This window comes from Ralstonia sp. NFACC01 (assembly GCF_900115545.1).
GTDB lineage: Bacteria > Pseudomonadota > Gammaproteobacteria > Burkholderiales > Burkholderiaceae > Ralstonia > Ralstonia mojiangensis.
Map to the genome: position 1 here is coordinate 237618 of NZ_FOWV01000003.1, position 14421 is coordinate 252038.

The window sequence follows — 14421 nt, forward strand, 5'->3', positions numbered from 1 at the left end:
GCCGGATCAGCCCACCAGCCAGCGCACGCCCACGTTGATAAGCGCGCCGCCGCCTACCAGCCCGACCCACAACACAGCGGCGCACAGCAGCGGTCGCACGCCGGACTTCAGCAGCATCGGCACATGCGTTTGCGTGCCGATAGCAAACATCGCACAGGCCAGCATGGCAGTGTCGATGGCGTCGATGGGGGCATGCCATGCAGCGGGGATCGCACCGGCGGAATTGAGCAGCGTCACAATCAGCAGCCCAACCGCAAACCAGGGCATGGCTTTCCATGCGTGGCCGGCGGCTTTGCGAAGCGCTTTCCCCGGAGACATCGAAGCAGGACCCTGAGCTTCACTGGGGGTTGTGCACGCCAGCACAACCAGCAAGGGGGCCAGCGCCAGCACACGCACCATCTTGCTGACGACCGCCGCGTTGGTGGCGTCGTCGCCCAGCGGACGCGCTGCGGCAATCACCTGCGCAACTTCGTGCATCGTCGAACCGATGTAGACGCCAAAGTGCTCCGGTGTGATGGCCACCCCGGCATGCGCCACAAGCGCGTACAGCCACGGGTACAGAAAGATGCCGATCGTGCCGAACAGCACCACGCTAGCGATCGCCACGGCCGTTTCGCGTGGTGAGGCCTTCACCGCTGGCGCAACAGCCAGCACAGCCGCCGCCCCACATACTGCACTGCCTGCTGCCACCAGCACAGCTTGTGAGCGCGTGAGGCGAAACCAACGCGTGCCGATCCACGTGCCGGCCAGCATCGTCGCAGCCAACACCACCAGCGGAATCACCACGCCCGAAGTACGCAGATCCTGGATCTGCGCCAGCGTCAGCCGGGCGCCGTAGAGAATCACGCCAGCGCGCAGCAGCGTATGGCGTGCAAACTGGATTGCCCCCGGCGTCAGCCAACGCTGGTGCCCCGGCACATGACCCACAGCCATGCCGAGCAGGATAGCGAGCGTCAGTGCGCTCAAGCCAAGATGCCCTGCCCACGGCATTGCCCCGAGCACCACCGCAGTCCCCGCACACCCGAACAACACCGCCACGCTGGCGAGCGTCCACCCATCAAATCCCGCCGTCACGCCTTGGGGCGCCAACTGCTTCTGTGCAATCGTCATCACATCCGCCTTGCTTATTCGTTATACGCATAACGATATGCGGACCGTGATAACATGTAAAACAGGTAATTTTTGTAATTCCAACCAGTTTTATGGATAACAAAGCGCCTCGCGTCACCCTCCGGCAATGGGCCGTTTTCGCCACCATCGCACGCAGTGAGACGACCACCGCGGCCGGCGACGCTCTTGGCTTGTCGCAATCGGCCGTTAGCGCAGCGCTGGCAGAGCTGGAATCCACACTCGGACATCCGCTGTTTGACCGGCATGCCCGCCGCCTGCATCTGAATGCGCTGGGCCGGCAGCTTCTGCCACAAGCGCAGGCGCTGCTGGATCATGCCGATGCGTTGGAACACGCAACCGCTCAGCCAAACGTGCGCCTGAAGCTCGCGGCCAGCAGCACGATCGGCAATTACGTGCTGCCCGCCCTGCTGGCGGGCTTCCGGCACGAGATCGCACCCGACAGCCAGCTCGACGTGCTGATCGGCAATACGCAGGACGTGGTCGATGCCGTGCAGCGTTTCGAGGTCGACATCGGCCTGATTGAAGGCACGTGTCGCGGCGAGGCGTTGGAAATCGAAACATGGATCGACGATGAGATGGTGATCGTGGCCGCGCCCGGGCACCCGCTCACCCAAGGAACAGGGCCTGTCTCACACGCAGCGCTGCGCGAAGCGGGCTGGCTGATGCGCGAACCGGGCTCCGGCACGCGCGAACTGATCGATAGCCGCATTGCTTCGGTGGTCGGGCCGCTGCATGTGGCGCTCGAACTTGGCCACTCCGAAGCCATTCAGCGCACGGTGGCAGCCGGCTACGGCATCAGTTGCCTGTCGCGTCACGTGGTGGCCGACGCCTTGCGCGATGGCCGCTTGGTCGAGGTCGCCAGCGGCCTGCCGCGCATCGCCCGACCGCTGCTGATCGTGCGCCATCGCGACAAGCACCCGACGTACGGACTCACGCAATTCATCGACGTGCTACGCAGTCGCAGCGCCGATTCGAAAAAAATTCGCGCAAAGGACTAGCGCGATCCAAAAAAGGTTGATATAGTCTCGTTTCTTCGCGGGGCGTTAGCTCAGTTGGTAGAGCAGCGGACTCTTAATCCGTAGGTCGAGTGTTCGAGTCACTCACGCCCCACCAGAATATGGAAGGCCCGACAGGCAACTGTCGGGCCTTTTTCATTTGTGCGATTTGCGACGCGCTTTCGCTTCAGTGCGCAGAAAACAAATCGGCCGACGCTCGTGCGCCGGCCGATGCTCCCCCAGAATCCCTGCCCCCTGCTTAATGCAGCAGCTTGAGTAGGATCGTCGCGATCACCACCGTCGCCGCCCCGCCGATACGCGTCGAAATCTGCGCGAACGGCATCAGACCCATACGATTCGACGCCGAGAGAATCGCCACATCACCCGTGCCACCCAATCCGCTATGGCACGCGGTCACGATGCCGGACTCCACCGGATACATCCCCAGCCATTTGCCGACAAAGAAGCCTGACGCCACCAGCGCCAGGACCGTCGCCGCGCAGATCGCGAAATAGCCAGGCGTGAACGCCGCCACCAGCCCCTTCCACGACACGAACAGCGCGCCGAGGCCGACGAGAATCGCGAACGTCAGGTTGGTCGAAACGAACTTGTACATCTGATAAGCGCCGAGCTCCATGTTCTGCGGCAGCACCTTCGACACCTTCAGCAGCGCCGCGCTGATGATCATCAGGATCGGACCGGGAATCCCCGTGAAGCGCGACAGCAGCGCGCCGAAGATGAAGAACGCGCAGCTGATCAGCAGGCCGGCGCCCATCAGGCCCAGATTGACCGGCGCCTCGTTGTGATCATTGCACAGCAGATCGGTGTCGCTGCCCGATCTGACGAGATCACCATTGCCGGTCAGGTGCGGCCGCTTGTCGCCCAGCGACTTGAGCACGCCGCTCGACAAGATGGCAACAACGTTGCCCAGCAGCGCCGCCGGCACCAGCATGGCAATCAACTCTGCCTGCGGCCGACCGAGAATCTCGGAATATCCGATCGACAGCGGCAGGATGCCTTCACCGATACCGCCCCCGACGATCGGGATGACGATGAAGAAGAACGTGTGCTTGGGGTCATAGCCAAAGAACAGCCCGACCGTCACCCCCGCCACGATGGCCGCCAGCGTACCGATCAGCAGCGGAATGAACATCCGCATGAAGCCCTGCACCAGCACGCGATGGCTCATCCCCAGGATGCTGCCCGCCACCAGGCAGGCGATGTACAGATATTGCAGGTTGGCCGTCTTCATCGTCGTCGTGAGCGCCTTCAACATCTCGGGGTCGATCACCTTGTAGCCGACCAGCGCCGACGGCACGAACAGGCACAGGATGGCCGCGCCACCAATGTGTTTGAACACCGGCAGCCGCGCACCGATTTCGCCCAGCAGGAAACCGAGCAGCATCAGCACGGCCAAGCCGCCGATCATGTCGTCGGGCAGCTTCTTGTTGAACGCGGCTAGCAGCGTGATGACGGCAATCGTGGCGTACACGGGAAGAGGCAACGGCCCGATCCTGTACCCGCTGAGCGTGCGCCAAAGGCCCGCGCGCGCGTCTTCCTGCGCCCGAATGGATGCTTCCATGATGTCTCCTGATCAGCCGCGCGGCGCGCCTCGTCTTCACGCGAGATGAACAAGCGCCGGCGTCGCTGTGTGGGGTTGCGAAAACGTATTGGGAAAATTCAGAGGCTGCCGCTCGGCGCCATGGCAGACAGACGTGCACGGGTAGTGGCCGCGATGTCGCGCAGCCACGGGCGCGTCTTCCAATGCGCCTGCTGGAACGTGTCGATGTCGCTCCAGCGTGCGAGCGTCGCGCCGATCATGTCGAGCCCGTGCAGGAACATGTGGCGGTGGCGCTCGGACAGCGTGAACGACGCCTCCACGCTATGGCTGCGCACGGTCATCGATTCCACGTCGATGGCGATGCGGCTCGTGGCCGCGTCCGACACGTCGGCCAGGATGCGTGCCACCGTCGCCTCGTCGAGCATCACGAGCAGCAGGCGGTTGTTCATGGCGTTGCTGTAGAAGATCTCGCCAAAGCTGGGCGCGATCACGGCGCGGATACCGAATTGCTGCAGCCCCCACACCGCGTGCTCGCGGCTGGAGCCGCACCCGAAGTTGCTGCCGCCCACGAGGATGGACGCGCCCTGATACGCCGGCTGATTGAGCACGAAATCGCCGCGCAACTGGTGATCGGCGTCGTAACGCAGGTCGTAGAGCAGCCCCTTGTCGAGCCCCGATTTGTCGATACCGCGCAGGAACTGCTTGGGCATGATCTGATCGGTGTCGAGGTTGGGCGTGGGCAGCGGTGCCGCCGTGCCATGGATGTGTTTGGTGTCAGACATGGGCAGCCTCCGCTTGTGCCGGGTGCGTCTGCAGTTTGCGGACGTCGGTGATGCGGCCGATGATGGCCGCCGCCGCCGCCATGGCCGGGCTCATCAGATGCGTAATGCCGCCCCGCCCCTGACGCCCTTCAAAGTTGCGATTTGTGGTGGAGGCGCAGCGTTCACCGGGGGCAAGAACGTCGTCGTTCATGGCAAGGCACATCGAGCAGCCGGGCTGGCGCCATTCAAAGCCGCTGGCGATCAGGATGTCGGCAATCCCCTCTTGCTCCGCCTGCACACGCACGGCGCCAGAACCCGGCACGACCATGGCGCGCACCCCCTGCGCCACCTTGTGGCCCTTGACGATGCCGGCCACGGCGCGCAGGTCTTCAATCCGGGCGTTCGTGCACGAGCCGATGAACACGCGCTGCACGGGCACGCCCTCGATGGCGGCGCCGGCCTGCAGGCCCGTATAGCGCAATGCCCGGGCCGAGGCGGCGCGCGCCGCCGCGTCGTCTCCCCCGTCGGGTTGCGGAATCTTGCCGGTGATGGGAATCGCCTGATCGGGGCTGGTGCCCCATGTCACGTACGGGGCAACGTCGCGCGCGTCAAACGCGTGCTCGACGTCGAAATGCGCCTGTGCATCGCTGAACAACTGCCGCCAATCCGCCAGCGCGGCGCTTACATGGGTATGCGCCACGTCGCGCGCATGTTCGAGCACGTAGCGCGTGGCCTTGGCGTCGGGCGCGATCAGTGCGCCGCGCGCGCCGGCCTCGACAGCCATGTTGCACAGGGTCATGCGCGCCTCCATCGAAAGCGCGGCAATGGCACTGCCCGTGAACTCGACCACATAGCCGCGGGCGCCCTGCGCGCCGATGCGGCTGATGATGTGCAGGATGAGGTCTTTTGCCGTGGTGCCAACGGGCAGTTCGCCCTCTACACGGATGCGCATGTCCTGCGCCAGCCGGTAGACCAGCGTCTGCGTCGCCAGCACGTGCTCGACCTCAGACGTGCCGATACCGAAACCGAGCGCGCCGAACGCGCCATAAGTGGTCGTGTGGCTGTCTCCGCAGAGCACCACCATGCCCGGGCGGATCATGCCCAGCTCGGGCGCAATCACATGCTCGATACCCTGCAACGCATCGTTGGTGTCGAACAGGACGATGCCGTGCTCGCGGCAGTTCTTTGCCAGGTTGGACGCCTGCAGCGCAGACGCTGGGTCCTGGATGACCCGCACGCGCACGGGGTGCGTGGGGATGATGTGGTCCACCACCGCCATCTGCTGGCCGGGCGCAGCCACCGTGCGGCCCGCTTCCGCCAAGCCGGCAAAGGCCTGCGGGCTGGTGTACTCGTTCATGATGTGCAGGTCTGCGTAGAGCAGTACGTTCTGCGCGTCGAGGTGGGCAACGGTGTGCGATTCGACCAGCTTCTGATACAGCGTCTTCGCCATGCTTCCTCCGATTCGCGTGGCCGGCCGTATCAATCGAAACCGGACGACCACTGGCGAGAGGAAGTGTAGATATGCACGATGAATTTATAATTGGCGCACACCTTTATCTATTCTTCATTTCATCTGAATAATGGATCGCGTATCGGATCTGGAATTTTTCACCCAACTCGTCAAGCAGGGCTCGCTCGCGGCGCTGGCGCGCGAGCTTGGTGTGACGCCACCCGCCATTACCGCGCGCCTGGCGCAGTTGGAAAAGCGACTGGGCGTGCGGCTACTGAACCGCACCACGCGGCGGCTGAGCGTCACCCACGAAGGTGAAATCTATCTGGCCACCGGCGCACGCTTGCTCGAAGAGCTGCAAGAGCTGGAGCAGACCGTCTCCAGCAGCCGTGGCACGCCCAAGGGTCTGCTGCGCATCAACGCCACGTTCGGCTTCGGGCGCCAGCATGTGGCGCCCGCCATTGTAGAATTCGCGCGACGGTATCCGGAGGTGGAGGTGCAGCTTGAACTGACCGACCGCTCTGTCAACCTGACCGACAAGGCGTTCGACATCGGCATCTGGTTTGGCACGGTGCCCGATTCGCGCATGGTGGCGCGCAAGATCGTGAGCAATAAGCGCATGCTGTGCGCCTCGCCCGATTATCTGAGGCGTGCAGGCATACCGCAGGTGCCGCGCGATCTGCAATCTCATCAGTGCATCGTGCTGCGCGAGAGTGACGCCGCTTACGGCACGTGGTATCTCACGCGCGGCAGCCGACAGGAAACCATCAAGGTGCGCGGCGTGCTCAGCACGAACGACGGCGAAACCGGCGTGCTCTGGGCTCTGGCCGGTTATGGCATCCTCATGCGATCGGAATGGGATATCCACGAGCATGTGCGCGCGGGCCGGCTGGTGCCGGTCCTGGCGGACTGGGCGCTCCCCGTGGCGGACATCTTCGCGGTGTATCCGGAACGCGCCCACCTGTCGGCCAAGGTGAGCGCATTCATCGACTTCCTCACGGAGTGGTTCGGCAAAGAAGCTTCGTGGGCCGGCGAGCGCCGCTAACGCCGCGTCGCACTTCAGGCCGTCGTTTCGATGCGCAATTGCATGCGCATATGCAGCGTCTCGCCCGGCGCCAAAGCGCGCAGGCCCGTACCTCCCCATCCCTTGGCCGCCAAGTTGATCGCGTCGGCCACGTGCGAAATGGGCTCCAGGCAGAAATACGGCTGCGCGTGTGGCGCGTGGAGGATGAAGTGATCGAGCGGGCCATCGGCGCTGAGCGTCAGCACACCACCCGCGCACGACACCACGGCACGCTGCTGCCATTCGCTGTAGTAGACACTGAGTGCTGCATCCGGCAATGCGCGGGCGTGACGGAAATCTTCCCGCGGCGTGATCCGCTCGCGACGGACGGCAACTTCACCGGCGTCGGTCGGCCACATCGTTGCAGCATCGAACTGCACGCGTGTATCGGGCGTGCGCGCGAAGTACGGATGAAAGCCGCCACCCGCCGGCATGCTGCTGTCGCCGTCGTTGCGCAGGGTCATGACAGCCTCCAGACCGGATTCGCCCAGCACCAGCGTTTGCGTGGCGGTGAACGGCCAGGGCCAGTTGTCTGCCTCCGGCACATAGCGCAAGCCGAGTTCGATCGACGACGCTGTCACGTGCTCCACCGTCCAGGCGCGTGCATGCGCCAGTCCATGCATGGCATGCGCCTGGCCGGGATGCGGCGCGAGACGGACCTCGCGGCCATCCCAATGGAAGCGCCCATCGCGGATGCGGTTGGAGAACGGCAGCAGCGGATAGCACCCGGCCTTGGGCCATGCCAGCCCCTCGAAGCCGTCGCGGAGGGACTCCGCCGACATCGGCGCGAGCCAGTCGACACGCCGTCCGCCCTCGCCGGCCGAAGCCAGCGAGGCAATGCGGCCACCTGCCGCCGGCGCGACGACCATCGTCAACGCGCCGGCCCGCAGCGTGTGCACCGGCCCGGGCGCAAGCCAGGTCTGGCTATGCATCAGAACGAATGCCGAATGCCGACCATGCCCACAAACTGGCTGCGTCCATTCGACGGCGTACCGTTCTGCGAGTCGCCCACCGACGCCACCGCATCCACGATGGAGGTGCTCGTCCCGGAAGCGCGCAGCGTCTGGCCATTGGCGCGCTGATACGCCTGGATCGCATAGAACGCGGTGCGCTTGGACAGCGAATACAACTGTTCCATCGAGAACTGGTTGTACTTGGCCGGCGAGCCGATGCCGTTACGTGCCTTCTCAGCCGTGTAGCTGTAGCCAAAAGCGAGCCGCAATGCGGGCGTCAGATCGTAGGTGGCAATCGCGCCCACCGTATTGAACGTGGCCGATTGCGTGAACAGCGACAGCGCGCCCGGCTTGTACTGAACATTCGAGTAGTTCAGGCCAACCATCAGCTTGCCGAACGTATAGCGCGCTGCCGTGGCGATGAGCTGCGCGGAGTCTGCCGTGGCATAGCCGGAGTTGACCGGCGAGTTGTTGGCGAACGTCCCGACGTTGCTGAAGTTGCCGGCCGTCGTGCCGGTCGACACGTTCTTCAGACGCGTATAGCCGACGCCCCACGAAAAGGCCTGGTAGTCGTAGCGCAACGCGGTGCTCACACTGCTGCCGTTCGAAACGCTGCCGGCTTGCTCGCCAAAGCCGTATTGCACGCCGGCTTGCAGACCACCCCACACCGGCGTGGTGTAGGTGATGGAGTTATTGAAGCGCAGCGTGGTATCCAACGCATCCACATCGCCGGGGTGCGCGCCGGTGGCACCCGTCAGCACGTTGGTCGGGCCCAGTGATGCGACGTACTGGAAGTACGGTGTGTACGCACGGCCCAGCGTGACCTGCCCATAGTTCGTGTTGCTCAGGCCGACGTAGGCCTGACGGTTGAAGATGACCCCGGCTTGGGCTTGTTGACCCGTATCCGCATTGAAGCCGCTCTCCAGCCGGAACAGCGCCGTGTTGCCGCCACCCAGGTCTTCCGTGCCGTACAAGCCGAACTTGCTGGCCAGCAAGGCGCCCGAATTGATGTAGGTGTTGGAGCGGCCGCCCTGGTTGCTCGAATAGGCAAAGGCATTGTCAACCACGCCATACAGCGTGACCGACGTTTGCGCTGCGGCGTGCATCGAAGCGCCCGCGCAAAGCAGCGCAACCGACGCATAGACCGGCGTGAGGGAACGGGAACGTTTGGCTCGTGTGGTTTTCATCGTTGTTATCTCGGAAATCTCCTGCACCAAGGGAAACACCGCGCATCACGGAGTCTCTGCGGACCCGATCGTGATGCGCAGCGAGAATGCGGCACTAGGCCAGCAATTGCAACGTCAGGCGGCGCCAGCCACCCACAACAACGGTTTCCAGCACGCGGGCATGCGGCGTCTGCACCTGCCGCGCATCACTGGCGGGCAGATGAATCTCCACCGTGTCGGTCGGCGTCGGCATCTTGCCTTCGCGCGATACGTGCAGCGTGATGGATTGCGCGTCTGACATCGCACGCACGCTCCAGCGGCCCTGCTCGCCGTCGCGCCACGCTTCGGTTTCGCCGTCGTCTTCAACACTGCCGCCAGCGGTCTCACCAACACCTTGCATGGGCACGACAAGGAAGCCGCGTTGATCGGCGCGCTGGTCGAAATGCTGTTCCGCCACGTTCAGCGCGATCACGCCGCCTTCGCGAATCAGCATGACGGGTTGGTCCCACGGCGAAGGCAGCGTGATGGTCTGTCCGCCCTCGAATGCTTCCCCGCTCCAGTACGAGACCCAGCGCGCGCCGGCTGGCAAATAGACGGTGCGTTCGGTCTGCCCTTCGTCCACGGCCGGCGCCACCAGCAGTGACGAGCCGAGCATCATGTCATCGCACTCGGCGTAGCAGCGGCGGTCGTGCGGGAACTCGGCAAATGTAGGACGCAGCACCGGCTCGTAGGCCTGCGTGGATTGCCACAGCAGTTCGTACAGATACGGAATCAGCCGATAGCGCAGCTTGATCAGTGAGGCGATTTGCGAGGTGACCTGCGGATACATCCACGGTTCGTTGACGGTCTTGTCATCGTTCCACGAGTGGATGGAGAAGCGCGGCATGAACACGCCAAACGCCACCCAGCGCACCAGCAGCTCCGGCGACGGCGCCGGGCCCGCAAACCCGCCGATGTCGTGACCGATGTTCGAGACGCCCGACAGCGCGAGCCCCAAGCCCATCTTCAGGTTGTAGCGCAGCGTTTCCCACGACGTGTAGTTGTCGCCAGACCACGTCTGCACGTAGCGCTGCATGCCCACACCGCCCGAGCGCGACACCAGGAACGGCCGACGCTGTGGCGCGAACTCAAGCTGCGCTTCGCGCGAGGCGCGCATCATCAGCATCGTGTGCAGCACCTTGGCTTCGCGGATGGGCGCCTTCTTGCCGAACCCGTGCGCGAACGCGTCGGGCGTCCAGACTTCGAACTCGTTGTTGTCGTTCCAGGTCGACGCCATGCCGTATTCAAGCAGCGCGCTCTTGACGTTGGCCTTCCACCAGTCGAGCGTTCTCGGGTTGGTGAAGTCGAGATACGCGCCAACTTCATCCCAGAATTGCACCCAGGCCGGCTCGCCGTTTGCGTCACAAATCAGCAAGCCGGCGTCCCTGGCTTCTTCAAACTTCGGGTGATCGCGCAGCAGGCACGGCTTGATGTTCGGACAGAGGCGAATGCCTGCGTCCAGATAGCTCTGGACGAAGCCGCGTGCATCCGGAAACTTGTCAGTGTTCCAGTTGAAGACGTAGCGTTTGGGGCCGATCGACGTATAGCCCGACGACAGATGGAACGAATCGCACAGGATGTCGTGCTCACGGCACCCCTTGATGAACTCGGCCATCTGTTCCTGCGCGTTGGGCGCGTCGGTGTACGTCATGGTCGAGCCGGAATAACCGAGGCCCCATTTCGGCATCCACGCGGGGCGGCCGGTCATCCACGTAAAGCGGCGCGTGGCGTCGAGCGGCGTGTCGGGCGAGGCGATGAAGTAGTAGTCGAGATCGCCGTGCGGCGCGACAAAGTAGCGATAGAGGCCGTGATAGTTATCCAGCTCGCGGCCCATGTCGAAGCTGCAATCGGACAGCGTGTCGTAGAACAGCCCGAAGCCGGTGCGGTTTTCCGGCTGCCACGTCACGTAGAACGGGATGTGCTTGTACAGCGGATCGGTCGTGCGCGCGCTGTAGCCCATCGCATCGATGTTGCGCATCTCGTAGCGCTGGTGCGCACGGTTCATATCACCAGCGCGCTCGCCCAGGCCGAAGTACATCTCGCCGGATTCGCGGCGCACGTAGTGGTAGACCTGCTCGTCCCAGTAGCCAAAGTTGTAGGCCTGCGTGGGGCGATCATTCAGCACGGTCTGCCATTCGCCAGCCCCGCGGATCTGCCATGTGCAAAAACCGCCGGCGAGCGCAACGCTCAGGCGGACCTTGCTGGTTTCCACGCGCAGCGTGTCGGCATCGCTGTGCAACTGGAATGCTGGGAGCGAGAAGCCAGCGAGGTCACGGCGGTCGCGCCCTTCGAGCGGCGTGTCGTCACTGCCGGGGGCGATCGACCACGTGGCCGGGCCGCGCAGGTCGCCCTGCGGCAGCACGAGCACGCGGATGATGTCTTCTTCCAGCACGAAGAGTTCAATCGCAGCGCCGGCGCTGCTGGCCAGACGCAGCCGGTTGCCTTCGTGCGCCTGGAGTTCGAATCGGGGGGGATGCAACATGGACATCGGTTTCAACTCAGTTTGAAGCAGACAGACGCATCTGACGCGCGGCACGTTCTTCATGCGACTGGCCGCGAATCAGCACAATCAGCAACGCAGCGCCAATCAGGTCAAACGCGCCGAGCAGGCCGAACAGCGGACCATAACCGACCTTGTCAGCCAGCGCGCCCACCAACAGCGAGAAGCCCAGGCCGCCGATCCACGCCGCCATGCCGGCAAAGCCGCTGGCGGTACCGACCTCTTCCGGATCGAAGACGTCCGCTGACAACGTGTTGACCAGGCCGGAGATCATCTGGTGCGCAAAGCCACCCACGCAGAACAACGCAATCGCCGTATAGGGAGACGCCACGAGCCCGACGCACGCCGGACCAATCATCATGAAGGCACCCAGCACGACCCCGCACACTCGCGACCACACCAGCGGAATGCGGAAACGCTTGATCAGGAACGGCGACAGGTAGCCGCCCACCAGCCCGCCCAGGTCGGCCGCCAGGAACGGCAGCCACGCGAACATGGCAATCGCCTTCAGATCGAGGTGACGCTCGTTGACGAAATAAAGCGGAATCCAGAAACTGAACGTCTGCCAGGCCGGCTCGGCAAAGAAGCGCGCCAGCGCAATCGCCCAGAAGCGGCGCGACGTCACAACATCCTTGACCGGCCGCTTGCCGCGCTCGGCACTGACGGGACGAAGCTGCCCGCCAATGATCTTTTCGCGCTCGGCGTCGGACAGCGCGGCGTGGTCCTTCGGCGAACGGTAGAACGCGAACCACAACGCGGCCCACAAGAAGCCGAGGGCGCCGGTCACCACAAATGCCGACTGCCAGCCGTAACGCAGATGCAGGAAGATCACCAGCGGCGGCGCCAACATCGCGCCGAGCGACGTACCCGAATTGAACCAGCCGACGGCAACGGACTTTTCCTTGTCGGGAAACCATTCGGCCACGGCTTTCATGCCGGACGGAATGGCAGCGGCTTCGGTCAACCCCATCAAGGCGCGAAAACCTGCCAGAGACAGCCAGCCGGTAGCGCCCGCATGCAGCACGCCGGCAAACGACCACAACACCCCAAACAACGCAAAGCCGATACGCAAGCCGACAAGGTCAACGATAAAGCCGCAGACCGGCTGCATGATCGTGTAGCCGACCTGGAAGGCCGCCACCACATAGGAATACTGCTGGGTGCTCATCCCCAGCTCGTCTTTGAGCGTGGGCGCAAGCACACCCAGCGAGTTACGCGCCAGATAATTAACGATCGTGCCCAGGCACACCAGCACGATGATCCACCAGCGCAAGCCCTTGATGGTCTTCACGGTGTTGTCTCCGATATTTTTTTATTGGTTACCGATCTACGAGGCGGCGTGCCACGACGTGCGCCGCCTCGATTTCCGCCGTAGCGGTCAGCGCACCATGCAGGGGCGCTTGTTGTCGAACTGCCAGTTGGGAATCAGTTGGCGCATGGCGATCGCGTCGTCGCGCGCGCCCAGGCCGTGCTGCTTGTAGAGCGCGTGGGCTTTCTCCAGTTGCGCCATGTCGATCGTGACGCCCAGGCCCGGTGCGGCCGGTACGTCAATCTCGCCGCCCACGATCTGGAACGGCTCGCGGGTCAGGCGCTGTCCGTCTTGCCAGATCCAGTGCGTATCGATCGCGGTGATGTTGCCCGGCGCGGCTGCGGCCACGTGCGTGAACATCGCCAGCGAAATGTCGAAGTGGTTGTTGGAGTGCGAACCCCAGGTCAGACCCCAGTCGTCACACATCTGTGCCACGCGCACCGAGCCCTGCATCGTCCAGAAATGCGGATCGGCCAGCGGAATGTCGACCGAGTGCAACTGAATGGCGTGCCCCATCTGGCGCCAGTCGGTGGCGATCATGTTGGTGGCCGTCGGCAGGCCGGTGGCACGGCGGAACTCGGCCATCACCTCGCGGCCCGAGTAACCGCCCTCGGCGCCGCACGGGTCTTCGGCGTAGGCGAGCACGTCGTGCTTGTCGCGGCACAGGCGAATAGCCTCTGCCAGCGACCACGCGCCGTTCGGGTCCAGCGTGACACGCGCCTCAGGAAACGCTTCGGCCAGTGCCGTCGTGACGACCATTTCATCATCGCCGCTCAGCACGCCACCCTTGAGCTTGAAATCCTTGAAGCCGTAGCGCGCATGGGCCGCCTTGGCCAAGCGCACGACCGCCTCCGGCGTGAGCGCTTCTTCGTGGCGCACACGGGTCCAGTCGTCCGTGGCGTCGCTGCCGTCGGCGTAATCCAGGTCGGTGCGTTTGCGGTCGCCCACGAAGAACAGGTAGCCGAGCACCGGCACCTTGTCGCGCTGTTGCCCCTGCCCCAGCAGCGCCGCCACGGGCACGCCCAGGTGCTGGCCGAGCAAGTCGAGCAACGCGCTTTCCAGCGCCGTCACCGCATGCACGGTGGTGCGCAGATCGAAGGTCTGCAACCCGCGGCCGCTGGCGTCGCGATCGGCAAATTGACGGCGCACGCTGTTGAGCACGTTGTTGTATGCGCCGATCGGTTGTCCGACAACCAGGGGCGTCGCGTCCTCGATGGTCTTGCGGATGGACTCGCCACCCGGCACCTCGCCCACGCCGGTATGCCCCTCGGAGTCTTCCAGAATGACGATGTTGCGGGTAAAGAACGGGCCGTGTGCGCCGCTCAGGTTCAGCAGCATGCTGTCGCGGCCAGCCACGGGAATGACCTGGAGGCGCGTAACGCGCGGCGTGTGTACTGGGGTGCCAGAGGCAGGGTGATTCATAGTCATCACGTATGTCATCAGTCGTCGTACAACATGGAATGGGACTATAATTGACCCATTCCTGTCGAACC

General features: G+C 64.0%; 11 protein-coding genes and 1 tRNA gene. 3 read left to right on the plus strand and 9 right to left on the minus strand.

The window, feature by feature from the left end:
* Positions 1–6: 6 nt before the first annotated feature.
* Positions 7–1110 carry a YeiH family protein gene (locus tag BM136_RS09085; RefSeq protein ID WP_092971546.1) on the minus strand — a complete coding sequence of 368 codons (1104 nt, stop codon included), beginning with the start codon at positions 1108–1110 and terminating at the stop codon, positions 7–9.
* 92 nt (positions 1111–1202) lie between these two features.
* On the opposite strand from BM136_RS09085, the gene BM136_RS09090 reads away from it, so the two are divergent.
* Together BM136_RS09090 and BM136_RS09095 are read left to right on the plus strand one after the other, a co-directional pair.
* On the plus strand, positions 1203–2129 hold the full coding sequence (locus BM136_RS09090) for a LysR family transcriptional regulator (RefSeq protein WP_092971547.1): 927 nt from the start codon (positions 1203–1205) through the stop codon (positions 2127–2129).
* Positions 2130–2168: 39 nt separating this feature from the next.
* A tRNA-Lys gene (locus tag BM136_RS09095) sits at positions 2169–2244 on the plus strand.
* Between the two features lie 141 nt (positions 2245–2385).
* Here the strand turns inward: BM136_RS09095 and BM136_RS09100 are convergent.
* The 3 genes from BM136_RS09100 to leuC form a co-directional block, all read right to left on the minus strand.
* Positions 2386–3708, minus strand: coding sequence for a 2-hydroxycarboxylate transporter family protein (locus BM136_RS09100; RefSeq protein ID WP_092971548.1), 1323 nt, complete (start codon positions 3706–3708; stop codon positions 2386–2388).
* Positions 3709–3806: 98 nt separating this feature from the next.
* Entirely contained in the window at positions 3807–4469 is a 663-nt protein-coding gene (gene leuD / locus BM136_RS09105; RefSeq protein WP_092971549.1) for a 3-isopropylmalate dehydratase small subunit, read from the minus strand.
* Positions 4462–5898, minus strand: coding sequence for a 3-isopropylmalate dehydratase large subunit (gene leuC, locus BM136_RS09110; RefSeq protein ID WP_092971550.1), 1437 nt, complete (start codon positions 5896–5898; stop codon positions 4462–4464). The genes leuD and leuC overlap by 8 nt, the downstream gene beginning before the upstream one ends.
* Positions 5899–6028: 130 nt before the next feature.
* Between leuC and BM136_RS09115 the strand changes: the two genes are divergently transcribed.
* On the plus strand, positions 6029–6943 hold the full coding sequence (locus tag BM136_RS09115) for a LysR family transcriptional regulator (protein ID WP_092971551.1): 915 nt from the start codon (positions 6029–6031) through the stop codon (positions 6941–6943).
* 14 nt (positions 6944–6957) lie between these two features.
* Here BM136_RS09115 and BM136_RS09120 read toward each other — a convergent pair whose 3' ends face one another.
* The 5 genes from BM136_RS09120 to gudD all read right to left on the minus strand — a co-directional run bounded on the left by BM136_RS09120 (position 6958) and on the right by gudD (position 14368).
* Entirely contained in the window at positions 6958–7893 is a 936-nt protein-coding gene (locus tag BM136_RS09120) for an aldose 1-epimerase (protein ID WP_092971552.1), read from the minus strand.
* Positions 7893–9101: a porin gene (locus BM136_RS09125; protein WP_092971553.1), complete on the minus strand. Its 1209-nt coding sequence runs from the start codon at positions 9099–9101 to the stop codon at positions 7893–7895. Before BM136_RS09125 ends, BM136_RS09120 begins: the two co-directional genes overlap by 1 nt.
* A gap of 94 nt (positions 9102–9195) precedes the next feature.
* A complete protein-coding gene (locus BM136_RS09130) occupies positions 9196–11607 on the minus strand; it encodes a glycoside hydrolase family 31 protein (RefSeq protein ID WP_092971554.1) in 2412 nt (803 codons plus the stop codon).
* A gap of 10 nt (positions 11608–11617) precedes the next feature.
* Positions 11618–12910, minus strand: coding sequence for an MFS transporter (locus BM136_RS09135; protein ID WP_092971555.1), 1293 nt, complete (start codon positions 12908–12910; stop codon positions 11618–11620).
* A gap of 87 nt (positions 12911–12997) precedes the next feature.
* Complete coding sequence (gene gudD / locus BM136_RS09140) at positions 12998–14368, minus strand: glucarate dehydratase (protein ID WP_092971556.1); 1371 nt, start codon at positions 14366–14368, stop codon at positions 12998–13000.
* Positions 14369–14421 lie beyond the last annotated feature (53 nt).

Coding starts and splice junctions, on each gene's coding strand:
- BM136_RS09115 (WP_092971551.1), top strand. CDS start 6,029: ATGGATCGCGTATCGGATCTGGAATTTTTCACCCAACTCGTCAAGCAG.
- BM136_RS09120 (WP_092971552.1), bottom strand. CDS start 7,893: ATGCATAGCCAGACCTGGCTTGCGCCCGGGCCGGTGCACACGCTGCGG.
- gudD (WP_092971556.1), bottom strand. CDS start 14,368: ATGACATACGTGATGACTATGAATCACCCTGCCTCTGGCACCCCAGTA.
- leuD (WP_092971549.1), bottom strand. CDS start 4,469: ATGTCTGACACCAAACACATCCATGGCACGGCGGCACCGCTGCCCACG.
- BM136_RS09085 (WP_092971546.1), bottom strand. CDS start 1,110: ATGACGATTGCACAGAAGCAGTTGGCGCCCCAAGGCGTGACGGCGGGA.
- BM136_RS09100 (WP_092971548.1), bottom strand. CDS start 3,708: ATGGAAGCATCCATTCGGGCGCAGGAAGACGCGCGCGCGGGCCTTTGG.
- BM136_RS09130 (WP_092971554.1), bottom strand. CDS start 11,607: ATGTCCATGTTGCATCCCCCCCGATTCGAACTCCAGGCGCACGAAGGC.
- BM136_RS09090 (WP_092971547.1), top strand. CDS start 1,203: ATGGATAACAAAGCGCCTCGCGTCACCCTCCGGCAATGGGCCGTTTTC.
- leuC (WP_092971550.1), bottom strand. CDS start 5,898: ATGGCGAAGACGCTGTATCAGAAGCTGGTCGAATCGCACACCGTTGCC.
- BM136_RS09125 (WP_092971553.1), bottom strand. CDS start 9,101: ATGAAAACCACACGAGCCAAACGTTCCCGTTCCCTCACGCCGGTCTAT.